At 58.1% G+C, this 26,977-nt stretch carries 16 protein-coding genes, 3 pseudogenes and 1 other annotated feature; of the genes and pseudogenes, 4 read left to right on the top strand and 15 right to left on the bottom strand.

All coding sequences use genetic code 11. The features are described 5' to 3' along the window. Positions 1–239: 239 nt before the first annotated feature. The 10 genes and pseudogenes from QD336_RS23960 to QD336_RS23915 all read right to left on the bottom strand — a co-directional run. Positions 240–988 (bottom strand): annotated as a pseudogene (locus QD336_RS23960) (IS3 family transposase); the annotation flags it as partial. Further along, positions 591–707 (bottom strand) — a sequence feature (AL1L pseudoknot). (Overlaps the previous pseudogene by 117 nt.) Before the next feature lie 15 nt (positions 989–1,003). Next, a complete protein-coding gene (locus QD336_RS23955) occupies positions 1,004–1,381 on the bottom strand; it encodes a hypothetical protein (RefSeq protein WP_499172428.1) in 378 nt (125 codons plus the stop codon). Between the two features lie 162 nt (positions 1,382–1,543). Continuing rightward, positions 1,544–2,110 carry an imm11 family protein gene (locus QD336_RS23950; protein ID WP_499172427.1) on the bottom strand — a complete coding sequence of 189 codons (567 nt, stop codon included), beginning with the start codon at positions 2,108–2,110 and terminating at the stop codon, positions 1,544–1,546. A gap of 4 nt (positions 2,111–2,114) precedes the next feature. Next, the gene (locus QD336_RS23945) at positions 2,115–10,763 is read right to left on the bottom strand and encodes a two-partner secretion domain-containing protein (RefSeq protein WP_499172426.1); all 8,649 of its coding nucleotides are present in this window, start codon (positions 10,761–10,763) and stop codon (positions 2,115–2,117) included. Between the two features lie 62 nt (positions 10,764–10,825). Beyond that, positions 10,826–11,122: a hypothetical protein gene (locus QD336_RS23940; protein WP_499172424.1), complete on the bottom strand. Its 297-nt coding sequence runs from the start codon at positions 11,120–11,122 to the stop codon at positions 10,826–10,828. A 17-nt stretch (positions 11,123–11,139) separates the two neighbouring features. Further along, entirely contained in the window at positions 11,140–11,979 is an 840-nt protein-coding gene (locus tag QD336_RS23935; protein ID WP_499172422.1) for a tetratricopeptide repeat protein, read from the bottom strand. Between the two features lie 125 nt (positions 11,980–12,104). Further along, the gene (locus tag QD336_RS23930) at positions 12,105–14,132 is read right to left on the bottom strand and encodes a filamentous hemagglutinin N-terminal domain-containing protein (protein WP_499172421.1); all 2,028 of its coding nucleotides are present in this window, start codon (positions 14,130–14,132) and stop codon (positions 12,105–12,107) included. Beyond that, positions 14,129–15,040, bottom strand: coding sequence for a ChaN family lipoprotein (locus QD336_RS23925; protein WP_499172420.1), 912 nt, complete (start codon positions 15,038–15,040; stop codon positions 14,129–14,131). Before QD336_RS23925 ends, QD336_RS23930 begins: the two co-directional genes overlap by 4 nt. A gap of 41 nt (positions 15,041–15,081) precedes the next feature. Continuing rightward, on the bottom strand, positions 15,082–15,642 hold the full coding sequence (locus QD336_RS23920) for an invasion associated locus B family protein (protein WP_499172419.1): 561 nt from the start codon (positions 15,640–15,642) through the stop codon (positions 15,082–15,084). 102 nt (positions 15,643–15,744) lie between these two features. Continuing rightward, entirely contained in the window at positions 15,745–17,406 is a 1,662-nt protein-coding gene (locus tag QD336_RS23915) for a ShlB/FhaC/HecB family hemolysin secretion/activation protein (protein ID WP_499172418.1), read from the bottom strand. A 1,231-nt stretch (positions 17,407–18,637) separates the two neighbouring features. On the opposite strand from QD336_RS23915, the gene QD336_RS23910 reads away from it, so the two are divergent. Further along, positions 18,638–19,249, top strand: coding sequence for a hypothetical protein (locus QD336_RS23910; RefSeq protein WP_499172417.1), 612 nt, complete (start codon positions 18,638–18,640; stop codon positions 19,247–19,249). Between the two features lie 276 nt (positions 19,250–19,525). On the opposite strand, the gene traA is transcribed toward QD336_RS23910, so the two are convergent. Beyond that, positions 19,526–22,732, bottom strand: coding sequence for a Ti-type conjugative transfer relaxase TraA (gene traA, locus QD336_RS23905; RefSeq protein WP_499172416.1), 3,207 nt, complete (start codon positions 22,730–22,732; stop codon positions 19,526–19,528). 254 nt (positions 22,733–22,986) lie between these two features. Here traA and QD336_RS23900 point away from each other — a divergent pair, with 254 nt between their 5' ends. Together QD336_RS23900 and QD336_RS23895 are read left to right on the top strand one after the other, a co-directional pair. After that, positions 22,987–23,493 (top strand): OST-HTH/LOTUS domain-containing protein, encoded by a 507-nt coding sequence (locus tag QD336_RS23900; protein ID WP_499172415.1) that lies wholly within the window; start codon positions 22,987–22,989, stop codon positions 23,491–23,493. Then, the gene (locus tag QD336_RS23895) at positions 23,483–23,755 is read left to right on the top strand and encodes a mobilization protein (RefSeq protein WP_499172414.1); all 273 of its coding nucleotides are present in this window, start codon (positions 23,483–23,485) and stop codon (positions 23,753–23,755) included. Before QD336_RS23900 ends, QD336_RS23895 begins: the two co-directional genes overlap by 11 nt. Before the next feature lie 24 nt (positions 23,756–23,779). Here the strand turns inward: QD336_RS23895 and QD336_RS23890 are convergent, their stop codons facing one another. From QD336_RS23890 to QD336_RS23875, 4 genes and pseudogenes are all read right to left on the bottom strand, one after another. After that, the gene (locus QD336_RS23890) at positions 23,780–24,163 is read right to left on the bottom strand and encodes an ester cyclase (RefSeq protein ID WP_499172413.1); all 384 of its coding nucleotides are present in this window, start codon (positions 24,161–24,163) and stop codon (positions 23,780–23,782) included. 204 nt (positions 24,164–24,367) lie between these two features. Further along, entirely contained in the window at positions 24,368–25,438 is a 1,071-nt protein-coding gene (locus QD336_RS23885; RefSeq protein WP_499172412.1) for a nucleotidyltransferase family protein, read from the bottom strand. Between the two features lie 258 nt (positions 25,439–25,696). After that, positions 25,697–26,263: pseudogene (locus tag QD336_RS23880) on the bottom strand (P-loop nucleotide/nucleoside kinase family protein). A 127-nt stretch (positions 26,264–26,390) separates the two neighbouring features. Beyond that, on the bottom strand, positions 26,391–26,558 hold the full coding sequence (locus QD336_RS23875) for a transcriptional regulator (protein WP_499172411.1): 168 nt from the start codon (positions 26,556–26,558) through the stop codon (positions 26,391–26,393). A gap of 200 nt (positions 26,559–26,758) precedes the next feature. On the opposite strand from QD336_RS23875, the pseudogene QD336_RS23870 reads away from it, so the two are divergent. Further along, a pseudogene (locus QD336_RS23870) lies at positions 26,759–26,977 on the top strand (hypothetical protein); the annotation flags it as partial.

The following is a 26,977-nucleotide window of genomic DNA, read 5'->3' as shown; positions in this document are numbered from 1 at the left end:
CCTCAGATGCGGGTTAACCGGTTCGTGTTCCTCAACCTTCCAATACTTCAGCCTCGGGAACCATCTCGGCGTAACGGCTTCGCCTCAATCCCCTTTACCTGCGGGCTACGTCACCCTGCCAGTTGACGGCAGGTCACCGCCGCTTGGGCTCATGCCCCCTCGCAGCAGGGAGCAGGCAGTTCTTCGCATCCTCCTTTCTCTTTGCATTCCAGTCATATGCCTCCCCGATTGGGGCGAGGCGCACCATAGGTGAAATCCGAAACCCAGAGCCTGTTCGGCGCGGGAGCCTTGAACTGGCGGTTCACCCGATCGAGCGGGCTGGGAGCCGTCTTGTCCGGGATCGTCGTGCGGATCGGCTTGCCCCGGATGATACCCTGAAGTCCCATCGATCGCATGAGCCGGGCGACGGTGCAGCGGGCCACGTCGAAGCCTTCCCGCTTCAATTGCCGCCACACCTTACGCACGCCGTAGACGCGGAAGTTCGCCTCGAACACACGGCGTATCTCGATCTTCAATGCAATGTCGCTGCGGGCGCGGACCGACAACCGGTCCACGTCCAGGCGTTTGGCAACGTTCTCGTAGTAGGTTGATGGGGCAATCGGCAGCAGTCTGCAGATCGGCTCGACCCCGAATACCGACCGGTGTTCGTCGATGAAGGAGATCATCGCTTCAATGGGCGGTCGAGCTCCGCCATCGCGAAATAAGCGGACGCTTTGCGCAGTATCTCATTGGCCTGCCGAAGCTCGCGGTTCTCCCGTTCCAGAGCCTTCATCTTCTCGGCCACTTCGCTTGGGAGTCCGGGCCGGGAACCATCGTCCACTTCCGCCTTCTTCACCCATTCATTGAGCGTCTGCGCCGTGCAGCCGATCTTGGCGGCGATCGAGGAAACCGCCGCCCATCGCGAGGAATATTCGCCTTGGTGATCCAAAACCATCCGCACTGCTCGGGCGCGGACTTCCGGTGAAAATTTGTTTGTTGTCTTGCTCATATCGGCTCCACTTTCTCAGAAGTTGGAGCCTCCGGCAAACCCGGCGCGGTTCAATTCATTTATATCAGGGAGCCCCGTTATTTTCTGAATAAATCGCAATCGACTTCCTACTGTCATTTTCCACCCAATGCGTTCATCATGTCGCAGAATAATGTTTTCTGCAGCCGCACGACCACCGGAGGGTGCAGTTGGATTTTTGCTGAGCCATCTTTGCAAGGCGACGATGCCATCCTGTGCTTTCTGACCGTGGAATGCCCCTCCGACAGCCTTCCCTGTCGAGAGTTCGAACCTTATGGCATCCGCAGTACTACCGCTCCCAATAGAAGCATTTGGCCGGTAAAGCCAATCGACTAGCTCCGACAACTCGTTATCAGAAACGTGTGGTTTCTGCATCGATGTTCGGAGAGCATCCTTGTATTTCTCAAAAGATGCCCGGTTTCGAGCTTGAGTGGAGGACACTACCTCTGCAAGTTCTTTTGCCTTGGAATGTCGCTTTCCGACGCAAGCGTCCCGCCCCGTCCAGGAGGTCGTGAAATAAGATGAATACCCAACACGTCAAGTGCATAACACGAATCTTAGCCCGCTCAGGTCAAGCTGATCCAAAATTCTTTTGATGCGATCACTTACAATAAGTGCCGTAGGATACCGCTCTATTCTAAAAATATCATGCCCAGCAGCCCTTATTGGATCGACGGCGAGTCTGAGAACAGAATGGTATTCTCCTGCTCGATCTGGGCGAATTGGGTCGTCTGGCGTGAAAATCTGAAAAATAGACGATTTTTCATCGAAACAATCTACCATTTTGTCGGTCACCATTGCGTAATACTCATGTAGAGGCTGCTGCTTTCTTTCCAACAAAATCTCGAAAAATCTTACACCTTCAACAAAATCAAGGGCATCCTTTAATCGACCACTAACTATAGGGACGACGAATGCATCAGTGAGAGTAAAATCCATCTCGGCGCCGTCGCGCGTCAAAGATAATGTATACTTTTCGTCTACAACACCATCTCCCGTTAAAAATTGCCAATTATATCCTTTATCGACATTTTTTCCTCCTATTTCATTGAGGTACCATCTCGATGGGTAATTTATGTCGTCCTCAAGCTGCCAAAATAACAATTCACTACCTCTTTGTTAGCCAATCATTTACTGGATTTCCTGGCGTAGAAGCTTCTTTTCCAATGCGCTTTAAAGTTTCCTCTACTGCGTTTTTGTACTGCGGAGATCCGGCTTGCAAACCAAACGTCGCAGCGGTCAGGTTTTTGAATACATATGTGTGATATGCTTCAGGATGAGGTCCTTTGTGACCTACCACGGCGACTTTGTTCAATGCATCTTGGAGATCAAGCCCCGCGTTCTGAAAAATCTGCTCAAACCGAGGAGTCCAAGGCCCTCCGCTAGCGGTCGATACGCAATTCTTGTTTGTGCAGATATGGTGAATTGGTGCTTTGTCGACAATTTGCTTTCCGAGTTCCGCTGCCTCATCGCCTCCGGCCTTAAGGACATCCTTGACTGCTTCTGCACTTTTACCGAGAAGCTTCCCTGCCTTTGCGATGGGCAGGAAGCCGACGCTTGCAATCATGATGCCGGCGACATCGCCGCTGTCAGCGGCTTCAACGATCGCAACCGTATCGGCCACCGGCGTGAACTCGTAGGCAATGCCGGCGATGGTCAAGAGGCCATCGAGCGCCGTTGAACGCGGCAACTGCGCAAGGGTCATGTCGGTCTCGAACTGAGCGATGTTGCCGCCCGCAGCCAGACCTTCAACTGCTGCGATAACAGATTGGGGATTGACGCGCGTTACGTCGTAGGTCCGATACGCCAACGCCTGAAACCCGCTGGGGTTGGCCCGATACGCTGCAAGAAGATCGTCGGCCGCATTGGCCGGGTTGTCGGATACGCAATTCAAGAGATCACGGAACGCAGCATCGAGACGGAAAGGACCACCGTTGACGTCATCGGTCGAGATGTTCGTTAGGCCCTTGATGACTTCATTACGGAAATTGGCGACTGCTATCTCGACCGAATTCGGATTCGTCTTCAACGTTTGCAAATAGGCTGCCAATTCCACCTGGCAGACGCCATTCGCAGCGCACGGAACGACGACCGCGCCTCCTTCATAGTTGCTCGCCTTACCGAACAGGATTGTCTGGCCCATCGCGATCAGCGTCAGGGTTCCCTCGGGCAGCTTATCCATACTGCCGTAGTGCTCGATTGCCGCGTCGGCGGTTTCAAGCTTGCGAACTGTGAGTTCAAAAATCGGGTCGCCTTTGGCAAGCGCTGTTGCTTCTTCCGGCGACGCGCCATTGATGATCATTTTGCGCCAGACATCGACAGCCCGGCCACCTTGCGCAGCGATCTCTCCCGGAACCAGCGCATTTTGGGCTCGCTGATAATTCTGGATCGCCTTGATGTTATCGCCGAACTCGATCAGGTTCTGGACATCGAGTTCGCCCGACAGCTTGGTGTAGTCGTCCTTCGTGATCTCCTGATACTTCGAGGCATCCTTGTTGATGGAGGCGAGAAGCTGCTCGGCGGCCGCCTTGTCCGCTTCCGTTCCGGCAACACCATCCTTGTCGGCATCGCGAATGGTGACGTTCAGGTCACCGGAGGCATCGAGCGTCGTGCGGGTCTCGCCCTGCTTGTCCTTCTTCTCATAGGAGAAGCCGACGGAGTTTAGCCCGCCGCCGCTGAGACCGATCGAACCGCCAACGTTTTTGTATTGGTCGGTGTCCTTCAGGTCGGCCACGGTCAGCGTGCCGGTATCGAGGCTGATATCGCCATCGGTCGCCTGAAGCAGCGCGCCGACCAGCGTGGTGTCTTCGGCAACCTTGATGTCGATGCCCTGTGCCGCGACAATCCCCGAGCCGGAGGACCATGCCTTGAAACCGTCCTCCTTCGATCCGCGAACGCTCCAGTCGGCGGGGTTGACGCCAACCGTCAGGCCGAAGGAGAAGCCATCCCGCCAGCCCTGAGCCTGCGGCGAGAGGATGGTGAGATCGCGCCCGACATCGAGATCGACCGTCCTGCCGATGATGTTGCCGCCGAGAAGCGACGTATCGCGGCCCGATGTCAGCGAGACATTTCCGGCGGCGGTGATGGAGGCATTCGTCAGCGTCTCGTCATAGCCTTTCGACTTACCGATATCGAAGCCGATCGAGGACATCGAGAGTTGCAGGCCGAAGGAAGACGATTTGTCCTTGGCATAATCGACAAGCGCCGCCAGAAGGATATCGCGGCCGGCATCGATGGTGACATCGCCGCCGGAGACCATCTTCGTGCCCTGATCCAGAATGACGTCCAGCCCGGCCTTCATGACGATGTCGCCGCCGGCTGTMAGCTCGGAAATCTGGCTCTCACTCCAGCGCTGCTCGCTTTTCCAGACGGACAGGTTGATGCCAAAATTCTTGGCCGAGAAATTGCCGTTTTCGTCCGTGAACTGCGATAGCGGATTGAGGCGGTCGTTTAGTGCATTTTTGAAGGCGTCGGTCGAGATTTGGGTATCGCCGCCGCCGCTGGCTTTCGCTGCTCCGCCGAAGATGGAAGCACCGGTAGTCGCCAGATTGACGGCGGCCAACCCCGCCGCAAGCCCATTGTCGGCATTGGCAAGCGTTGCGAGTTTGGCGGTCAGCGGATTGATACCGGCAAGGCCGGACAGGATCTGGCCGCCGGAGCCGCCCTTCAGCGCAGCATCTATGCCGGCCGATCCCGGGAAACTCAGCCCGACGTAAAAACCCTTCTCCGTGAAATAAAGCGCATCCTGCGCCGCTTCCAGCCGGATCGTGTCATCGGTCTTCATCAGAAGATCGTTGACGGCGGCGATCTTCACGCCCGTTCCGGTGATCGGACCTTTGGCATTCAGCGAGACGTCATTACCCGAAAGGCGGGTGACGGTCGTATCGACATCGTTCCACGCCTGTTTGACCGAACCCCAGCCCAGCCCCTTGAAGCCCCATTCCTTGTATCGGTTATGGACTTCCTGACTGACGACACCCATGTCGATTTTGCCGGTGGCGTCGATCGAGAGCTTGTCGAAGGCGCTGACCAGCGCGCCGTTCAGAAGAACATCGCCGGGAGCGGTTCCCTTCGCGCACAGGCTGCCACCGTCGCATACGCCATAACCGGCTAGGATCGAGACATCGCCAACCAGCGACTGGGCGCTGGCCTCGGCGGTGGTGATCTCGTTGCGCAGCACCGTGACACCCGACAGGAAGCCGCGCTTCTTGTAATCTTCAGCGACGAAACTGTCCTTCAGCGTCTCGAAGGTCACATCGCGACCGGCTGCGAGCAGCATGTCGGTGACGGAGCCGAGTGTACCGCCGCTATTGACGATATCCAGGTCGGCGATGACGGTCAGATCCCGTCCGGCCGTGATGGATGCAACATTGTAGTCGGTACGCAGGGTGCCGCAGGCCTTGCCGACACAACCATCCTGTGAATCGACGGTACGGGTATAACGCTCTGTTTCGTTGATCAGCGAGCCGCCGACCCTGAGGTCGATGTTGCCAGCCGAGGCAAGTGTGCCGCCCCGGTTCAGGAGATCGCCATCGGTTGCCATGAACAGGGTGCCCGCCGAAATCAGGCCGCTGTCCCCGCGTCCTCCGGCAAGTGCACGGTCACGCTCATCGAGGTCGATCAGACGCTGGTTAAGGATAGAGGAGGCGGAAATCGAGGCGAGCCCGGAGGCTACGATCGCACCGCTGTTGTTGAGCTTGCCGTCGATATCGATCAGGAGATCATCGGCAGCGATCAGGCCGGCGCCGCGTCCGCCACGCAACAGTTCATCCTGCGAGGGCAGGTAAAGGCGCGGGACGAGCACGGGCTTGCCGTCGATGATACGGGTTTCATGCCACACGATCGGCTTTTCGAGAGCAGCGCGCTGCGCCTCGGTCAAGGCCACGCCATATTGCGCACCGGTGCTTGCCGCGAATTCCGCAGCGTTGCGGTAAAGCTGCTCCCGTTGCTCTTCCACGGAGAGGGACGGATCGACGACCAGATGCGTACCAGCCTGCTTGCGGGCCGCCTCGGCGAGAGCCTTGGCTTCCGCGACCGGATCCGCATAGAAGGTGAGCGCCGCGCCATCTATACGCGCCGAGCCGAGCAGGCGGGCAGCTTCGGCCGAGCCGGTAACGCGCACGAGGTTGCCGAAATCGGAGGCGTTGACACTGTGCAGGTTTCGCGCTTCGAAAGCCCCGAGGTCAAGAGGAGGAACCGAGACATCATCGAGCACGAAGTTGACGATGCCCAACTGGCCTGCGGCAGCGCCAATAGCCGAACCGACATTGCCACTGATGCCAACAGGCGTCGTGCCGCTATAATTGCCGAAGCCGGAACCATCGATGCCGCCCGGCGTGCCAAGGCCGTTTTGCAACTCACCTGCCTCGATGGAGACGAGGCTTCCGGAAAGCGTGCCGCGATTGGTGATCGCAGCGCCGCCATCGATCATCAGAGAGCCGCCGGACTTTATCATGGAGCCGACACCGACCGTGGCGGTTCCGACATATGTTTTCGTGGCGTTGCCGTAGGGTCCAGTCCCGACCTCGGCCATACGGCTGCCGATCATGATCACGTCGGGGATGTTGTTCGGATCGATACCGAGTGCAGCCAGATCAAGCAGACTTGTCGCGTCCGCGTATTCGATGACCTGGACGGCGCCTCCGTTGATGACGCCATCCCTGTATTTCTGTTTGCCCGAATAGGTGATCGTCACCGGAGACTTGCCCTTGGAAATGACAATCATCCGGTTGCCGCCTTCAGCCCGTTCCGCAAGTGCCGGGTCCTTGAAAACAGCGGGGTTGAATTGTGCCACGAGCCATCGCGGATCGGCACCGACCGGTGCATGAAACTTGCCCGACCCGCTATCCATGAAGCTGCGGACACCGCCCCATTGCACGCGGTAGTGATCGACATTGCTGGTGACCATATCGTTGAGGATACGGTTCACGTCGATGGAGAGGTCCTTGACCGCGAGAATACGACCTTCGCGGTTTTCAAGAGCATCACCTGATATCGCCATGTTTGCGCCGGCGCGGATCGTGCCGGGCAATCGAACTCGAACAACCCCGGAGAACTCGTCGCGCGTGGCAGTCATCGTCCCCCAGTATCGCGCGGGGCTGCTGGTGCGCTCGGTCGCATAGAGAATGCTGAGATCACCGAGCTGGTAATAGTCCTGCGCACTGTCCGTCCCATCCAGGGCGGTATTGATCAGTGCCGTCGCCTTGATCTGCATGTCGGCGCCGCTTTCGATGCGGGCCGACGCGTTGGTCAGTGTTGCCAGGACCTCGATTGCAAGATTGCCGCCGGCGAATATGCGACCAAGGCTGTTGTCGAGATTGCTGCGAACCTCGAGGATCATATTGCCACTGGATTTGATTGCGGCATTGGTCCCGACATTGGCGAGCGACGCGGCCTGGGCCTTCAATCCTGCCCCGGCATGAATCAGCGCTTCGTTTGTCAGCAGGCCGCCAACCACGACGTTCAATGTTCCCGGAGTCAGGATCGAACCAAGATTGTGCAGGTTTCCACTGACACTGGTCTCTATCGCGCCGGCATCGATTTTACCTGTGGCACCGTTGACGAGATTACCTTTGACATCGAGGCCCAGCGTGCCGGCAACGGTAAGCAGCCCCGCATTCGTGAAGGACGATCCAAGGATGAGATCGAGATTGCGGGCCACCAGACGGGCAGACGAAGAGCCGGGAACATAGCTATAGGTCTGAAGACGCAGGTTTCCACCTGCCTCGATTGATCCGCTGTTACCAAGGCTCGCTGCCGCTGAAAGCAGGGAATGGTTGGCCGAAATAATCTGGCCGAAATTGGAGAGAGTTCCGGAAAGGTTTACAGTTAGCTCGCCAACGGGTACGGGGCCATTCTCCGTCTGGCGTGTCGAACCGGCATAAATACGTCCCGTCTGCTGGTTATCGAGCATCTGGGCCGACGCTGTAAGCCCCTCTCTGCCTTGCAGAAGACCGGAATTCGACAAAGTAGTGTCTGCAGAAAGCCTCAGTGTCCGGTTGGAAGCGATTGAACCTGCATCGTTGACGATACCGCGCGAGGCTAGAATGGTTATGTCACCGTTGCTGGCGATGCTTGAACTGGCGCCACTGTTGATCAGGTCGGCTACAGTCAGTTCCAGATCGCCGGCGGCATGAATAAAGCCGCTATTGGCAAGAAGGCCGGAAACGGTGGCATTCAACGTTGTCTCTGAAACGAGTTTGCCGAGATTGACAAGATTGCCAGCGACCTTTGCCTCGATTGTCTTGGCGACAATTTCCCCGTTCGTGGAATTTAACGCGCTCTGTTCCACTTGCAGGGTCAACCCGTCAGCCGCGGCAATCAGACCCGCATTGCTTAAGGATCCAGACAGGATGATATCTGCGTTTGCCGCAACAAGTTCTGCCGCCGGAGAATTCGAAACGTAGGAAACTGCCTCCAGGCGCAGCGTGGATGGCTTGGCCTGCACAATACCATCGTTGAGGACACTTCCCGCAGTGACAATACCGAGCGTGTCGTGACTTATCATCCGACCCAGATTGGTGAGATCCCCTGCGTTCAGCTTGATGTCGATCCGTCCGGCCTCAATCCAGCCGGCCTCGATATTGATCATGGACGCTGCTTTAATTGCCAGGTCGGAACGGCTCAGGAAAACCCCGGCATTATTCAGGGCTCCCGACACAGCGATCTCGAAACTGCCCTTGGCTTCGAGGCTACCGAGCACGTTGGAGAGGCTGAGAGCCGTAATCGAAAGATCGGTATTGGCTCCGATCAATGCCGCAGCGCCCGCATTGACAAGATCGCCCGCCACGAGAGTCAGGCTTTCATTGGAACTGATCTTTCCGCTGTTGATAACCGTGCCGCCAGCCCTGATGCTCGTGGTCTCAAGTGTATTGATCGTGCCGTTGTTGCGGAGATTGTTTCCAAGGATCAACTCTGCCTTCCGGGCAGCCAATTGGGCCTCCTGCGAGCTGGCGATATAGCTCACGGCATGGAGTTCAAGTTCGCCTAGTGCGGTAATCTTTCCGTCATTTGTTACGCTTCCGTCGGAAAGAAGCGTAAGCGTCGTTTCGGAGAGGAGGCTTCCCAAGTTGGTGAGATTGCCTGCGGTCGTTATCCTGAGCGTTCCGGCCTTGATCACACCCGTTGCATCAATGATCGCCTGCTGAGCGTTGATCGCGAGTTGGCCGTTTGAAAGGAGTACGCCGGCATTCCTGAAGTTGAGGACATCGAACAGGCGATCGCCCGTCGTGAACACACCGGTGTTCGAAATAGCCAGATCCCGGAATGCCATCGCAAGCGCAGGATAGCCCGCGGTATCGATCCGGGTGCCGATGGTTAGCTGTTCAGTCGCATTGATGAAGACGGGAGAAGTCTTTTTGAACTGGGTGCCATCACCGATCTCGACATTCGTTGCCGTGATCGAACCCTGGTTTGCCGGTTCGAACCAGGTCGAGGTCAGCGCCACGTCCTTCGCCCTGATGTCAATGTTCGGCGCAACAAGGGTTGCCGTGTCGGTGGCAAGTTTGTCTGTCGCGCGCATGTTCATATTGCCGACGCTGGCGATAATGCCGGACAGAGAGGCGCTGCTGCCCGCATCCACCGTCATAGCACCACCGGATTTGAGGACGGCAGCGGAAACGATGTCAGTACTCGCAACGATGGAAAGGCCGCGCCCGCCTTCTACGGTCGCCGTATCGAGCAATGAAACATCTCGGGCAGTGATGGAGATTTCTCCCTGAGCCGCGAGATCGCGCGCAATCTGAAGCGCGCCTGCTGCACGAAGGTCGGCGTTGCCGGCTACGCCACCCGACACCAACTGGATCTGACCAGCGGAGACAAGCGAAAGTGCGCCCGGCAAGAGCGCGCCATTGGCGTCGAGCATACCAAGAGCCTGTATATTGCCAGCCAGCGAAATACCTGTGTTCAGATCGCTGGAAAGGGCCGCAATCGATGCCGCGCGTACAACGCCTGCCGCGCTCGAAACGATCCCCTGGCCCACGGGATCGCCGGCGATGGCCGTCGTTTTGTCCGTCGAACCGTCCGTACGATTGGAGCCGGCCTTGAGGTCGATACGACCCCGCGCATCGATCAGGCCATCGATCCGGATCGACTTTGCATCAAGCCGGATCTCGTCCGGCGACTGGCCGTCGGCAGCCGAAACACCGGCGCCGGAAATGGTGATGTCGCCGGATCTGGTTTCCAGCCCTACCGTGCCGGCATTGTAGTCGATGAGCGGGGTTCCGGTGGTCAGCGTCGCGCGACCGGTGTTGATAAATCCGCACCCCATGCAATCGATGCCATTGGGATTGGCCACGATCACGTCGGCCTTTGAACCAAAGACCTCGGTCACGCCATTGAGGTTGGAACGTCTGCCGCCTGTCACTTCGTTGACGATAATCTTGGCGGAGCCGCCACCGACGAGATTGGGATTGGATTCAACCTTGCCGCCGATGATCGAGGTTCCGCCAAGCCCGGAATTGTTCAGGATCAGCCCGCGCGTATCGATATTGTACTCGCGCAATTTGTTGTGACTGACACCGCCGCTCGACGGCTTGACGATGTTGAGCGTCGGCGTTCCGTTGCCTGAAGACGTCACATTTGGACGAAACTCAATTGGTGCGGTCGGATCGGTGATGACCTGCGCGCTGGCAGGTGCAAATGAACTGGCGATCGTCGTCAGCACAAGGCTGACCGACGTCACCAATGCGGTCGCTTTCTTGACCAGCTTGCCCGGCTTGGACTTGCGGATCAGCACTTTGACCATCATCGTTTTCATTCGGATACTCCCACAGCAAGGGCAATTGAATTCGTGTTCGCGCAGGCGCAAAACCGGGGTCGTCAGCAGTTCTTTATGAGGGCGGTCCACACATATTGCGTGGTCCAGCCTGGATGGCGGTAAACCGGGCGGGATGTTTCGCTCACATTGGCAATCGTCGCGCCCGGCCTGCATTTTTCGAGGAGCACTTTTTTGCAGGATTGCTCCGTCGGGGTGATGATCGAATTGGTGCACGTCGCCGACGTGATCTTTTCGCCGTTCCATGTGGCCACTGGCTGCGGGTCAGTCGGCCGGCAGCCAGCCGCAAAGACCAGTAAAAGGCACAGGGCCAGAAATCGGGTCATCTTCGCGCCAACCATTCTCTCAATCCTGGTGCTCAATTGGCTTCAGCCGTTTGAGCAGGTTTCCAGTTGCGGGCACGCGCCTGCGCATCCTCGATCTCTGTCGGCGTCATGCTCGCTGTCAGGCGCTCGAGAGAGGCACGTGCCCCGGGATGTCCGCGTTCATTGGCGAGATTGTAATAGAGGTGGGCACGGATCGGATCAGCAGCCACGCCTTCACCTTGTTCCAGCATCTCGGCGAAACCGTAGAGCGAGACCGGGTTTCCGAGCGACGCGCCCTGTTCGAAAAGCTTCACCGCCCTGGCGAGGTCCTGTTCGGTTCCTGTACCTGTCCGAAGAAGTGCGGCCTCCATGTTGCGCGCGCCGGTGTGACCATTTTGCGAGGCCTTCTCGTAATAACCGAAGGCACTTGCGGGATCCTTGGCGCGGCCGAGACCATCGAGAGCAAGACCTGCGCAATTGAACCGGGCTTCCGGGTTGCCGAGATCGGCAGCTTTGCAGATCAGTTCAGCCGCGGCAGCAAAATCCTGGCGGACATTTTCGCCACGAAGATGCATGAGCCCCAGCCGGTTCATCGCCGCAGCCGAACCCTTTTCCGCCGCAGCGATGTAGAGGGCCCGTGCTTTCACCGCGTCGGGTGTAAAACCCACACCAAGCTCGACCATGCGTGCCAGATGAAAGCCGGCTTCTCCATCGCCTTTGTCAAAACCCTCGGCAAAAGCCTTTGCCGCATTGGCAAAATCCTTCTTTTCCAGAAGCGCCTTGCCTTCTTCAAGAGGGCCAGCCGTTGCGGGTTGCGCCAAACCCAAAGCGCCCATGAGGGCGATTATGGCAAGAGAGGTGAGGGCGGGTCGGCGGCATGGTGTGTTGCGCATGAATTGAACTCCGTGATCGGGATTTTCCGGGTTATGCCCGGGAGCAATTTCGTCTTTTTTCAGCACCGTGAGTTTGGGCGCCGCGGCGAGCAAGAACGGTGATTTCCGGTGAATTCGGCTTGCCATCATCTACCCACCATTCCCGGGAAGAGCCCGATGGAGTCGAGGCCGAACGGGTATTCTTCGCCTGCCGTTTCCTTGAAGGTTTCGATACCTGAGGAGGCAAAGACACGATCTCGCGCCCGCAGCGTGCCCGCAGTCACCTGAACCGGACGGAAGGCATTGATCGTGATGCTGCCCTGGGGCGCATCAAAGACACCGCCCTGATCGCCGGTCCCGATCCACGCGGTCGATCCGCCCCAGAAATTGTAAAGGCCGGGTGGACGCTGAACGATGGTCGGGATCGAGCCGCCCTCCAGCACCACGGAGGGAGCAGTTGCATTGATGCTGCCGTAGCTGACGATCTGGCCATATCTGTTCAGGATTGAGGATGAGGCGCGCAATTCGATATTGCCGTTGGCATTGATGGCGCCGCCCGCGACACCTGTCGTGGATGAGCCATAACCGATGCAGGTCAGCCTGCAGCGCTTGACGAACTGCAGGGAGCCGGACAGACCCCCCTCATTGAGGATGCTTGTCCCGTCAATCAGGACCGATCCGGTATTGGCATTGATCGAGCTGCCGCGGTTGACGACGTTTCCACCGGCCTGCATCGCGACACTGTCACCGATGATATATGCCTGCTGGCCTGGCACCCGTTGTTGACCGTAATCCAGGCTGACGGTTTCGATCGTTTCGCGCGATTGCCAGAGGGCGTACCAGAGCCGCTTGCCGTCGTTCTTCTGGTAGTGCCAGACACCTTCGCCGTTGAGGACATCGGCGATATTGAGGATGTCGCCACCAGCCTCGACGATGGTCTTATTATTCGAGAGCAGCCTGCCGGTATTATTGGTAATGGAGCCGCCGGCGCGGACGTCGAGATCGTCCTTCGCTCCGAATACGATTGCGAGCTGATCGGCATTCTCGGTCAGCAGCGCGATATCACCCGCAGCCTTGAGTGTAGCGGCACCTTTGGAGTCTGCATTCGCTCCGTCACGGCTGCTGCCGCTCATCAAGACACCGGTATTTTTGATGTCGCCCGTGTCGGCAAGAAGCGTCAACGCGCCGTTGATGGCTTCGATTTTGCTTTGAGGCTGACCGGCCAGTGAACGGGCCTCTATCGAGCCTGCGTTAATGTGGACATTGCGCTTCGCTTCAATCGACCCGCTCGTCGTGACCTTGCCGGATGCATCGATAACGAAATCGCCGAATGCTGCGAGCCCGTTGCCCGCGTGGCTGACGCCTGCGCCATTGTTGGTGGCCCGGATGCGGACCGTATTGGCCTTAAGCGTTCCGCGCGAGGTTATTTCAATGGCGACAGAATTGTCGTTGCTGCCCTCATCTGTCATCCGTCCCCAGTTCTCGAGATCGGAGTTCGGCACGATCGCTGAATCGTATTCGACGGAACTGCCGCCGGCGGTCAGTTCTATGGACGAGCGCAATTGCGGGGAGCTGTTTTCGACAGGGCCGTCGACGCGGATACGGCCTGCCAGCAAATGCAGAGTGCTCATGGCGCCAGACAAACCGCCAGGACCGACATTGATCGTACCGTCGGCAGTCTTGAGTACAATATAATCTTGATAGGACGTCGGTGTGATCTGTCGACTTACGATCGACGCCTTGCCGGTGGAAAGTACGACGCCGCCGGTGTTGTGGAAGGAGGCACCATTCACAGAAATGCCGTTAGGGTTGGCGATAATGACATGCGCGGGAGCGCCTTCCACCTTCAGAGGGCCATTGAGATTGGAGATGTGGGAGGACGTCACTTCGTTGAGGATCGTACGTGCATGGACCGTATTGTTGTCCAGATTGACACCGAGAGAGTTGACGGAAAATTCCGTGTAGGTGTTGTGGCTGATGGCGGATGTCGGGTTGCTGACTGGCGCGATCTGAACGTTCGTAGCGCTGCTGGTGGCGTCGATACTGGTGGTCGTATTGCTGCCACCGTCGGGAATGACCTGCGCGAAGACGGGCAGCGCCACGCCGCACAGCAGCAAGGACAGACTAGCTGCCACGGAATTCTTCATGTTTGCCAACCGGAACGTACGTCTCATTCGGAGATGGGCTCCCCTGTCTTGCTCGTCAGCCCTGTCAATTTGCACGGGTCGGCCAGTTCAGCCTTGCCGACGATCCACAGGTAATCGTAGAGCCTGCGCTCCTCGTCGGTGATATTTTCACCTTCGGCGAAAGCGCCAACGGTCAGAACCGACGCGTCTGCCCGGGCAAGGGCCTGATAAAGAGAGCGGTCCTTGCGGCTGTGACCCCGGCCGACCTGCAGCAGAACACCATGCTTCAACATCCCGGCCTGCTCAGCGGCATCGGCCATGGAAATATCGCGGCGGATCTGATGGTCGGCGTTCAGCGCGGCCTGCCGGTCCGAGATCAGTCCGCAATGCGCTGCCATCATTGCTTTCGTCCAGCTTTCGCGGACAGCAGTTTCGGTTGTGCCGAGCCGCTTGCGGATCACCTTTTTCTCCTCTGACGTCAGTTTGCCAGCGGGTCCGTCGTTCTCTGCGAGATCCCCGCCGCGCAACGGTACCCGTAGGCTGAATACGCGCTGAACAAGAGGCAACCAGTTGTCGAAGGCGGGCCAGCCTCGTGTCCACCATTTCAGTTCTGCGCCCAGTCCGGCCGGGGTCTCCGGATGATTTTCGCGATAACGGGCAATTGCTGCATCATCGTCGCGTGAAAGCATTTCCATTACGACGGTGATCCGACGATCATCCTTTGCCATTGCCGACAGCACACAGGATGACGCAACCGCCTGTTCCCTGACGCCATGCCGTTCGCCAAAGAGAAGGTAATCCACCTTGCCGAGGCGACCGGCGAGGTCCGCAAAAGAGATCAGGCTGCTGCTGGATACTTCTTCAATCCTGCCCTTGCAGTCGTTGAACTCGCCCGGTGCCGCCAATCCTTGTCCGGCCATTGATAGCCAGCCTGCCGCCATCAGGCCGGCAGCCAATACATAGCGAGCTATCCCTGCGCATATCTCCCTGTCTGGTCTCATGGTGTTGCCGCATCCAGCGCGTCGATGCCGGCGCTGATCCCATTGAGCGAAACCTTGAGCGGGATGGTGGTTGCCTTGGTGTCCTTGAGAGCGACCGTCAGAATGTTTCCCTTGCGCAAAGCGCCAAGCAACGAGCCGCTGAGAGCAAAGCCGGCGTGGCATCCGGAGATACTGCAGGTCTCGAAGATAACGCGCTGAACCTGACCACCATCGATCTTCAATTCCAGACCTGACGGCAGATAGACGTTCAGGGGCGTCGAAATGATCGCGACGCGCTGTTTTCCCTGCCTCGCAATGTTGAACAGAAAGACAACATCCTTCCCGCCGTTGACGGCCTGCGCCTGCTGCAGACGGCATGCCGCACTATCCGCTTTCGCGGTGGCAGTATCCGCCTGCGGCTTGCAGACCAGTTCCCAGTCGCCGTAACGCCTGGGCTCTACGACTGGTGCTGCGGCAACCCCGGAAGTCTCTTTCCCGGCGACCGAGGTCTTGCCATCATCCGCAATCGCTTTCGCCGCAGGTGCGGCCAGCACCAATCCGACGGCAACAAGCGCCATGCCGATTCCGGACACAGATGAGAACCGCCGACGGCGCAGCCCGAATGTGAGGCAATTATCGCCAGCATCTCTTGAGGGAGGATCGAACAAAAACGGCATGGCTCAAAAAACCTTCAAACGCAGTGTCATGAACAACTCACCCTTTTCCTCGCTCATGCGCCGGCTGCGTCTGTCTTCGGCAACCCGCCAGGCGTAGCCGACGTCGAAAGAAAGCCGGGGGCCGCCATATCGCAGCCCCACACCACTGCCGACCCGATAGCCGGTGACTTCATTGGCAACGTCACGGCCGAGCCCTGCGTCGAGAAAGAGATAAGGGTTGAGACGGGAGAGGGTCGTTCGCGCCCATTCCGACGATGGGGCGGATACCTGCACAGGGCCCTGGCTGTCCGGCTGCGTGCCTGATCCGGCTTTTCCCAAAAGCAGATCGACCGGCATGGCGAGTGCGACCTCATTGCGCCACACCGCACCCCGGTCAGCCTTGAAGCTTCCGTTGGAAAAGCCCCGTACCGAGCTGCGCGAGCCGATTGTCATCTGGTCGTCGGAATAAAGCGCGGTTGCCGCCCATTGCGTCGACAGGCTGGAGGAAACGGAGGCGCGACCGGGAAAGACATAAGACCCCGAAAGAGATGCATCCAGCTTTGTGAACTGGCTGTGAGGTGTGGACGCATCGATATCGTCGGCATCGTCGCGTGCATTGAAGATAGATAGCCCCTGGCTGGCACCGATCCGGGCCGACACGTTGGCGCGTTCGAAGAAACGGCTGTAAGTCAGGCCCGCCTGAAGCGGGGAAACGCGCTGGTCCATCAGCCCAACGCCGTTGATGTAGCGGTTCTGTTCGCGATGCGCGACCGTGAAATCGGCAATCAGCCGCTCAGTCCGTGATGAATGAACGATCCAGTCGGCACCCGCGCTGACGTTCCAGGTCGTCATGAACAACTCGGAAAGCGGGCCGAGGTCGATCATGTTCTCGGACCAGTCCCCCTTGAGCCTCATTGTGGCTCGTCCGACGGGAACCGCGAAATCCCCGCTCAGCTCGTTAGTCTCGACGCCGCTTTTAAGCGTGAGGCCCCACATGTCGTTGATACCGATGAGATTGTCTTTCTCCGCCGTGATCCCGAAGCGAAGCTTGTCGACACCTTCGATCGATTCCGTGTCGTAACCGCCGTAGAGCCTGAACGCGTCATTGATGCGGTTCGTGATCTGCACATCGGAGGTCGCCGGCCTCTTGCCCGGAACAAGCTCCGCCTTGGCCTTGTTCGAAGGAACCCTGTTGAGGCTATCGAGTGTGTCCTGCAGGCGGTCGACATGCAGGACATCGTCTTTGGCAATCGTGCCAGTCATCGCGATCCGGGCGGATGGCGGCAACAAGGTCAGGCGTTCGAGATCGTCATCGATACCCTCGAGCCAGGCATCTGCCTGCTGCACGAAGTCGGAAACGGAGGTGGACCTTGCAACGTTGCCACTTAATTCCGCCATCCGGGGAAAGAACCCCTTATAAGGCTGCCGCTCCTCCTTGTAGACGACCGCATCGATCCGCCCGGGCACAACGCGCAGGACCAGCGTCCTGCTGGCGGCAATGTCTTGCTCCGGCAACCAGGCCTGCGTCGTGGCAAAACCACTGTCGGCAAAAAGGCCGTTTACCGCCTTGAGCAATCCGCCGACGCTTTCATTGCTCTGGCAGGACAATGCAAAGGGTCTCGTCACGTCTTCAACAGCTTCGCTGCCAATGAGTTCGTGTCCACCTTCGATTCGGATCGTGTCCACGGGAAAACATGATGAAGCACCGGACGTCGCGCTATCGGATGCGGAACCCGCAAATGTCTGGATCGTCAGGGCAGGCTCATGCGATGCAGCAACACCTGGATCTGCCTGGCCTTCCCTCGCTTCTGCATGCGGCCGCCCTTTGAGGTCATCCTGCGACAATGCCGCTTGTGGAGCAAGGCAAAGAGCTGCGCAGAGAACAACGACCGGGTTTCGCAACGCGGGTGAGGTCGGTGCGATACCACCGATCACCTTCCTGTCGAAACCACCTGCTGTCGATGATTTGGTAGCTGCCGGAACGACAAATCGCGCTCTGGCCAGATATCTGGTCATCAATAAACTTCAACCCCATGTTGCCCTATGCGACGCATTAATCAATAGAGGGTATTTTGCAAGACAACTCTGACGCGCTTATCAAAAGAATGAGAATTGAGTTACCAATTTGCATCAGTTATGCTTAGACCTCTCAGAGATCAAAGCTGGCACGGTGCTGGCCAGAGCGTATCCAAGGGTCCCTACTTCATGTCGGAATTACAGATAAGTGTTTGCGATCGCTGGCTTTATTCTTCCAGCCGAAGCTAAATAGGGAGCCGGTTGAAAGCAGTTGGATTGTTCGTGGAATAGAGTGCGAAAAATCACACATCATTATTTTGGCCTGTAGCAATTTGCCGACGTTGGCACCAAACACACCGAATCGAGAAAAGATTTATTCCTTGCCCGAACAGTGAGTGCGAAGATTAACGACCTTTACGTGTGTTTTTTAACCTCGCTGACGGGAGGAGGGGAGGTCTCGTCGCCTGCCCCCTGTTTAGTACCTTTAGGACGCCTCAGGGGCTTTGCAACAGAAATTCTTGCGGATTCAGCGACTCACTTGGAGGAGCCATGAGTGCCTCGATCACGGCGTTTTTCAGGCCGGGATCATTCATTTGTGCTGTCCATCTGATCGCACGTCGTCATCCGCAATCGGGGCTTTAAACGCTTGTCCGATTTTCGCGACAACTGGTCGTCCATCGTTGTGCAATGCATTTTAATAATTGCAATAACTGGTTGTGAACGGATTGGTTGTAACGCCGGTGCGACTGTATTCGGGGGCACCAGACATGCATACCATTATCGATATTCTATCTCATCCAATTATCAATGGGCTCATTCTTGGCCGGTAATCGGGCTTCTCCTGTCGTACTTTTTTATGCCACCCGGTGCCGGAAATAACATTGGAAACCAGTACGTCACTGTGAACCATGTCGTGATTAATTACCCCGGCGCGAACAACGTCCAGAACAATAATGCTTTCATTCCGGTTTGCCTGGTTGTTTCCTTGCTCGTGGCTGGCCTGATCTATCTGTATATCGTATTCGCATATCTGGCGATCACGATTCTCACGACAGTGGCGGCAGGGGTCGTCGTGATGTGCGTCGTCGGTGCGGTCCGTACCCCGGAAAATGTGGTCTGGTTTTTCGTGCCGGCCTTTATTTCGGTAGTCAGCGTCCGTTTCCTGCAAATTGCGTGGGAAAATCGCCAGACCCTGCGGTCGTTTCATTTGCCAGGCAAATTTGTCGAGCTGCCAGGAATTCTGTTGCAGCCTGCGGCAACCTGGGCGTTACTTCAGGCATCCGGGATTGTCGCTGTCGCCATCCTGCTTGTCCATGCAGCAGTTTTCGTCAGCTATTATCTGCCAAGTGGAAACCGCTCGGGCCCGCGGTTCAATTGGCAAGTGCGATGGTTGAATATTGTACGGCGGTTTTGTGGCGTCTTTGGCGCCTTCATGCTCGTATTTATGTGCGGGGCGGCATGGCTGGCTGTGTCGGGTACTGCTTTCCGTTACATAACCAGCGGAACGTTTTGACACTCAGTCACCATAGCCACGCTATTAAAAAGAAACCCTCCGGCGGGGAGGGTTCGAGTGGCGCCAACCTTACAGTGCTGCAAGGAGGGATGGGCGGAGGGGGAAAGGTCCGCCCGGTCAATGAATGCGGTAAACGACGAACGGTTCCTCGTCTCGCGGAATATTTGTGCGTCGCTCCCGTCGGTCTGTTGTTCCGGTCACGTGGTTTCAGGGTGAAGGCAGGGCGTAAGCCATTTACGGCTCCTCGTTCACGAACCCCGGGAACTGCCCCGCAACTCACAACCGCATCCCGAGCCCCTTGGTCAAACCGGGCGTGAGCTTCTGCTTTTCGACGAGCTCGGCGTGGTGCGCCCGCTCGACCAGTCCGGCCACCAGCCTGATGCGTTCGACGGAGACACGGGCGTCTGCCGTAATTCGGAGCCTGTCCATATCCTCGTTGCGCAGGTATGCCGTGCCGAACCGTTTCGTCAAAGCTTCCCTTATTGCGTTGACCTCCCGCAATGCCTGCCGGCCTTCCGTGGTGCTTTCCATCTTCCGGACGAACGCCGGCCTTTGCTCATGGGAGAGCGCACCGAGGCGTGAGAGGATTTCCTCGCTGCGCCGCGTGAGGGCGGGAACCTCGACGACATCACGCTTTTCCCGTTGCCATGTTTCCGAGCGGTGCTCGTTTTCCAGATGCCGTAGCCAGCTTCTGGCGGCGTTCCCGACAAGCGTCGCAACCGATCCGGCGTAGTGCAGCGCCTGTTTTCTGTCCCTGTTGTCACCGAGGATGCCCGACTTGCCGCGGAGCGCCCCGAACTGGTCTGGCCGCTCGCGGATGGCTCTTGCCAGAATGGCAGGATCGGTGCCGGGATCGAGGATATGGGGCTTGATGGCTTCGCATGCAGCGAAGGCATCGTGATAGACACGAGTGGCGACATTGCGCAGCCTTTCCATGCTTTCTTCCAGTTCCGGTCGCGCTTTCTCACGGGCGATCTCGTCAATCGACTTGTCGTAGCGGGTGATGGCGGGAACGAGCGGTGCGGGGACCTCGACCGGCTGTTTGCGCAGCTCGCTCCGCGCCATCGCATCTGCTTCCGTGCGCTGCCGTTGTCCTTGTCCTTCCACCATCCGCTGCAAGGAGGTTTGTCTCATCGCCCGCTGCTGCCGGATATTTTCGCCCGGTGGCTCCTTCAGTCCGCGCCGTTCGGCAAAGGTGTCGGTATAATCGAGCGTGGTTTCCTTCAGCCCCGAGCGGCTCATGCTGGCGGTGAGCGCCTTGATGTTTTTGAACTCGTCACGTCCGGCATAAAGCATTGCCTGATGACGATGGCGGGTCATGGCAACATAGGTGAGATGCCGGTCCATGGTGGCCGAGGCCATGACAAAGGACCGGTCGACGGTTGTCCCTTGCGCCTTGTGAATGGTGGTGGCGTAACCATGATCGAAGGAATGGTAATCTTTCGGGCGGATAGTCAGCCTGCGGCCGGTTTCCGGATCGCTCGATAATCCGTCGAGCCGTACCTGTAGTGCGTCCGGCTCGACGGATTCCACCGTTCCCAACATGCCGTTTTTGACAGCAAGCCCGCGATCGTTCCGCAGCAGAACGATGCGGTCACCGGCGGCAAAGGCACGCTTTCCGTTGACGGTCTGATAAATGATTTCGCCGGATCCGGTTTCGTTTCCGGTTGCTTTTGCCAGAACCCCCTCGGCCTGCAGACCTTTCCGGATGGCGTCATTGATGGCGCGGACATCGACACGGCGATGGGCAAGGGCAATGCGGGACTGATGCGGATTGTCCCGGCGGTCCTTCAGATAATCTCGCACGAGGTCCGCACAGGCCAACGCACGATCGTCGGCAAGGCGAATGGCATTCTGCCCGTCATACTTTTGCAGAGCTTCAGAGGTGCGGCGGGTGGCAAGGGCGAGCGAGGCCTGTTGTTGCCAGCCGTGTTTCTGGCGACGGATTTCGGTCAGTTCGATGGCGCCGATTTGTTCGGCAATGGCCCGGAAGGGAGAGCCCGCACCGATTGCCTGCAGCTGCTCGTGATCACCGACCAGCACCAGCTTGGCGCCACGCGCCTCAACCTCCCTGACGAAGCGGCAAAGCTGCCGGCTGCCGATCATGCCGGCCTCGTCGATGACCAGAATGTCCCTGTGTCCGAGCATGGATTTTTCGTTCTCCCAGCCAAGCTCCCAGGAGGCCAGCGTGCGGGAAACAATGCCCGAAGATGACGTCAGGCCCTCTGCCGCCTTGCCGGCAAGGGCAGCACCGTGAACACGATAACCGTCCGCCTCCCATGCCCGCCGTGCTGCTGCCAGCATGGTCGACTTGCCGGCACCGGCAAAGCCGGTCACCGCCGATATCTGTTCGGGTCCGGTGACATGCAGTACGGCTTTCTTCTGCTCGTCACCGAGACCTGATCCTGCCAGTTCCCCGTTCTGCCGGACGATTGCCTTTGTGACCGTTGTTGTTCTCACAGCATGAGCTGATCGCGCCGCCATCCTGATCGCACTTTCTGCCATCAGTCGTTCCAGTTCGATCATCTCCCGGGTGGAATAGCGGGCCGGTTCGTGTTTCTGCTCCTGCTGAAGAAGGACAAGCTGCGGTGAGGCCATGACGGCGGCAAGGGTAGTGTGGAAGGCAGCCGTGTCGGTGATGTAGCGGCCGAGCGTTCTGGCGATATCGTGACGGGTAAAGACGCTTTGAGCTGAAGTAATGAGGGCAAGCACCTGTTCGGGACGACGGCGGATCAGCCCGGCGTTTCGCCGTGCGGCATCATCCTCGATGCGGCAGCGGGAGACATCGACACCACGCTCTTTCATCTGCGCGGCATGCACACCCATATGGCCGGTCGGCTCGATCGCGAGACCACGCGACAGATGCGAGCGGTGATCGACACGGCGGTCGAGACCGGCGCGCAGCAGATGCCGGTTGACGAGAGCGGCAAGGGCCTCTCGTACCGCCTTCATCTGCATCTGCGAGGTCGGCAGGCCATGGTCGATCAGCCATCTGTTCTCGCGCTCGATCAGGGTTTTTCGGGCAAGGCCGGTCGAGGTAATCACCCGTGTGGTCATGACGACATGGGCATGGATATTGCGGTCGTCGCTTTTGCCCTGCGGCACATGAATGGCGAAGTCGACGGCAGCACCAAAACGATTGGCGAGATCACCGGCAAAGGCCCGGGTCAGCGCCAGCCGCTCAGTATCGGCAAGCTCATGCGGAAGGGCGATCTCGAACTCGCGGGCGACACGGGCATCGCATCGCCGTTCGGCAAACTCCGCGGCATTCCACAAGCCTGATCGATCAAGCGCCCATGGGGCATCGACACCATCGGGAAGAATGATTTCCGTGTGAAGCACACCCTGCTTTGCGGTGAAGTCGTGGAGGAGACCATCGCGCTCGTTCAAAATTCTGCTGGCGGTGCGATAGGCGATGGCGGCGACGGCACTTTTGCCGGCACTGCGGCCGACCGGTTTTACGCTGCAATGGTAGATCGCCATGCCGGTCTCCCGATAAAACGAACCGGCGGAAAAACCGTTTCCGCCCGATTCCGCAGCCGGGTGACCGGAAACAACCGCCCCTCAGCCCTTCGATGTCTTGCCTGTCGCCGGGGCGCCAACTCGTAAGTGCGCCCTTGTTGTTTCCTGTCTAGCGGGTCGGGGGATGGCTGGCTCTATGGTGAATTCACCAGAATGCGCTGCAAATTGATCCTCGTTACCCTTGCCTCGATGACAGGAGAGCAATGGAGACGGCGATGGATGCGGTCAGGTTCGCAAGGTCGAGACGACGGTCACAGACCACAAGGACGGATGACAATGCCGGCGAAGGCACAGGGCAACAGACACCGGATGCCTTCATCGCCGCCTGCAGCAGCTTTATCCGTTTCGACAGGCTGCGACCACCCGGAAACACGCGGTGGCTGTCCGTCGGCACGGCAGCGGAAGCAACACAAACCGCCGGCAGGGAAACAGGTCTTTCCGCCGATACCTGGCAGCAGATGCTGGTGATGATGGAAGAGGCTGTTTGTGCCAGTATCGAGGAGGACGGCTGGTCACCTCTGGCAAAGGTCGGTCTCTGGCTTGCCTTGCATGAGCCGGGTTTTGATCCGCGCCACTTCGGTTTTGCCGGACTTGGTGATCTCGCTGATGCCTGCCCGGCCATAATCGTCAGGCGCTGTGGCGAGGGAGGTCATCTGCTCAGGGTGAAGCTGGTGGAGAAGAAGGGCACCACAGCATGCGGGGGAGCCGGTCATGGCGCGTAAACCGGTTGCCCGTCGCATTGAGGAACTGGAGGCGCGCAAGCGTACGCTGATGGCCCGGCTTGCCGCGCAGGAACGGCGGCTTGAGCTGCGGCGGAAAATCCTGCTGGGCACATGGATGATCAGCGAGCTGCAACAACCGGCGGACCGACCGGAGGTGCAGATGCTGCGGGACTTGCTGCGGCGGCAATTGCCGCAGATGGCCCTTCGTGATGCCGATCGTCAACTGCTTGAGGAGCTGCTCAGAGAGGAAACACACGGATGAGAACAGTTGAGCGTTTGCTGGCTGTCAGCCGATCTGTCGCTCGATTGCGGCCTTGTCGATCACCGACCAGACCCTGCGGATTTTTGCGTGCTCGAATTCGTAGAAAACATGCTCGCAGAATTGCACACGCCTGCCATTGACCGGAAGGTCCATGAAGGTGGCTTTGGGGGTGCAATCGAACTGAAGCCGGGCGGCAATCCGGTTCGTGTCGCTGACAAGGATTTCTGCCTCAAACCGCAGGTCGGGAATGTCGGCAAAATCCTTGACCAGCATGTCTCGATAGCCCGACAGGCTGAACGGCCGGCCATTGTGTTCGACAGCGTCGTCGACGAAGGTGCCGGGTTCATCGAAGGTCTGGCGGTTGAGGCAGTCGACATAGGCGAGATAGATGTCCTGAAGTATCGGCATGGTTTCTCCGTATCGATTAAACGTCAAACCGGTTCCGGCGTTAGCGCCGAGGCAGCCGTTTCATTCGAGGCTTGCGAGTACGTTTCGCCGGCGGAATAACGGTTCGGATGGTCAACCGGTGACGAGATCGCAACTGTCGTTATGAAGTCGACAGAACCCGTTTGGCTGGATGGGAAGTTCGAGGATTTGCACCAGGGTTGGCCCTCATCTTTTTCCCAAATCAGCGGCAGAAACGCCAAGCGCGACTGCCAAAGGCAATCTGGCTTTATCCGGCATCATGGCAAGTCCCGAAGTGATCGCTTCCTGCCATGCGGGACCGCGTTCCCATGCCTCGTTCCATGCGTCGGCCAGTGAATATCCTTGCCGTGTTTCCACCAGGGCCTCTGACAACAGCGATGCCTGTTGAAGATCCTTGTCACGCTTTGCTCTGCCCAGGGCATCGTTGCGCCTGCGAGACGCGACAATCAACTTGTGAATGGCATAGCGCTCGGGAGCGGGGATATTGACGCTGACGCCCTCTCTGTACAACAGCACCGTTCTCACGGGTTCGTAGATCAGATAGTCCAGGAAGCGAAGGTTTTCCGCCGACGCGCCGCCAAGAGCAGGCATGGGTGACGGCTTGCCCGTATGGTCGTCCGACCCGCGGTTACCCGTCAGGAACTCTACGCGATAGTTGTCCGAGTTCATGAAGGCGGCGACACGCGCCTTGTCCGCCTGATGCGGCACCGCCCTGAAGGACGGATCGACGGTATGCAAGACGTCCAGGATCGGTGGCAAGGTGTCCCCGACCTCCGCGCTGATTGCGAAATCCTGGGCGTAGTCGGCGTCGCCCGTCTGGAGCGATGCGTTTGGAAGACGAACCCCCAGCAGCCCCGAATAGCAGCTGAACGCGACCGAGCCTATGATAAGGGCTCGAAGGCGAAACAATCCGGCGTCAGCGAGAGCTTTGGTTACTTCGCCCGCAAAACGTTCAGGCGACGCCATGCCGCCCGTTCGTGTAAGCGCGTTAACGAGCCGACGCCGCTCCCTGAGGTCGTCTTTGACTTCCCTGTGGGCGTGTACCCTCGCGGTTATTTCCTCATCTGCTTCCGGCCCTGCATAGCGCCGCTTGTCGCCATCCGGCGTCGGATACTCGAAGTACCAATATCCCTTGCCTTTCACGGGGACGTTCACGAACCGTCCATTATGAGGGAAGTCGGTGGAGAACTGTGCATCGAACGATCGCTGCGCCAGTTCCGCGAACATTGTCCGGTATGCGAGGTCAATTTGTTTCATGGCAAGCGATCCTTGCGGCGGACTTATGTTGTTATAAGGTCCCGATCTTTCCCTTGTAAACGGGATCGCGACAGCCGGCGCAGTCGTTATAAGGAAATATTAAATTCCTTATAACTGCTTCTGTTTGGCATGGCAACCGGCCGCTGGGGCGCTTCCCCCGTTGCCCCTGAAACCGGCCAAGGCAGTTCCAGACAGTTTCGCCGTGACGAAGGAGGTGAATGGTCGGTACAGCCACGCGTGCTTCACCCCGTATGTTTGTTATCGATTGCCTTCATCCGGGGCTTCAATACGGAAACGTGGCGATTGCAGCGCATCGATGACCGACTGCAAGGCCTGATCCTTATCCTTGCCTGACACTGACAGGACGTGATGCTCAAAGGCGCCGGGATCGGCAAACTGGAAGTGAAGCTCGGCGACGACCAGCGGATCGTTGAGGCTGTCGCCGCCGCGTGCCTGGCAGCGTTCGACCGCCTCTGTCACTGTTGTTCGCAGCACGATGTAATGCAGCGGGCGGGTGAGCGCCGTGAATGCCGGCAGCCAGCCCGGTCGCACGACGCCGTCAAGGATCACGAAATAGCCTGCCTCGGCATAGCGACCGGCAACGTCGGCGGCGATCTGCATGATCATGCGGTTCTGCTAACCGGATTGCGGAAGCCAGGGATCGATACGGCCGTGCTTGATGTAACCCCACAGATCGTCGCTGTGGAAATGAACTTTTGGTACGCCCGGCAAGTGTGCCAGCGCTTCGGCTATGGTGGACTTGCCGGAACCGGGATGCCCGGAGAGAAGGAGAATGTGGCCGCGGAGATCGTCTGTCATGGTCATGCCTCAGTCCGGGATGCTGCAGATCAATCGTCAACCGCTTGCAGTCGATATCCGTTGTTCGGTGGATTAACCTGGATGCGCAGGCAGGCCTCTGCGATTACATGATCGAGCGATCAAACGGATCGGTTCAGAGGTCTGCCTCTGACGCCGGTTTCGCGAAACGAACGCCGACACCACCACCGTTCTCGTCAATGAAGGTGAGGCCGGCCTCTTCGAAAGCCAGACGAATCGCAATGAGAGTTGCAGCGTGTCCTGATTTACCGGATTCGATACGGGTGATCGTTGCGGCAGTCACTTTTGCTCTTACTGCCAGATCTCGAACGCCCCACCTAAGGGCTGCCCTCGCCATTCGAATTTGATCGTGTGTTATCAAATTATAACCTTGACATAAAAAATGCAAGCCGAGTAGTCTCAGAGTTGCTGACGTAACGGCCGAGCAGGTGCTGTAACACCTTACTCGACCTGACCACAATCTAGCTAGCAGGAGCTTGGATCATGGCTGATTCTGAGAATAGCAGAACTTTACCTAAAATTTCGTGCGCAAATGCATTCCCCAACGAGACGTTTGTCGACAACCTGCCAAGCGTGATCAACCGGCGCAATCTTTTGCCGCTGGCTGCACGGATCCTTCCGATGTTGCTCAACGATCTTCCGAAGCGCACCATTGCCGGACCGGTACATGCCAGGGAGCTGTGGCCGGACTGGTATGATATG

This window comes from Rhizobium sp. BR 250 (assembly GCF_047445855.1).
GTDB lineage: Bacteria > Pseudomonadota > Alphaproteobacteria > Rhizobiales > Rhizobiaceae > Agrobacterium > Agrobacterium tumefaciens_I.
This window is presented reverse-complemented; position numbering and strand designations above follow the sequence as displayed.

Coding starts and splice junctions, on each gene's coding strand:
- QD336_RS23955 (WP_499172428.1), bottom strand. CDS start 1,381: ATGCAGAAACCACACGTTTCTGATAACGAGTTGTCGGAGCTAGTCGAT.
- QD336_RS23940 (WP_499172424.1), bottom strand. CDS start 11,122: ATGGTTGGCGCGAAGATGACCCGATTTCTGGCCCTGTGCCTTTTACTG.
- QD336_RS23935 (WP_499172422.1), bottom strand. CDS start 11,979: ATGCGCAACACACCATGCCGCCGACCCGCCCTCACCTCTCTTGCCATA.
- QD336_RS23930 (WP_499172421.1), bottom strand. CDS start 14,132: ATGAGACGTACGTTCCGGTTGGCAAACATGAAGAATTCCGTGGCAGCT.
- QD336_RS23920 (WP_499172419.1), bottom strand. CDS start 15,642: ATGGCGCTTGTTGCCGTCGGATTGGTGCTGGCCGCACCTGCGGCGAAA.
- traA (WP_499172416.1), bottom strand. CDS start 22,732: ATGGCGATCTACCATTGCAGCGTAAAACCGGTCGGCCGCAGTGCCGGC.
- QD336_RS23900 (WP_499172415.1), top strand. CDS start 22,987: ATGGATGCGGTCAGGTTCGCAAGGTCGAGACGACGGTCACAGACCACA.
- QD336_RS23895 (WP_499172414.1), top strand. CDS start 23,483: ATGGCGCGTAAACCGGTTGCCCGTCGCATTGAGGAACTGGAGGCGCGC.
- QD336_RS23890 (WP_499172413.1), bottom strand. CDS start 24,163: ATGCCGATACTTCAGGACATCTATCTCGCCTATGTCGACTGCCTCAAC.
- QD336_RS23885 (WP_499172412.1), bottom strand. CDS start 25,438: ATGAAACAAATTGACCTCGCATACCGGACAATGTTCGCGGAACTGGCG.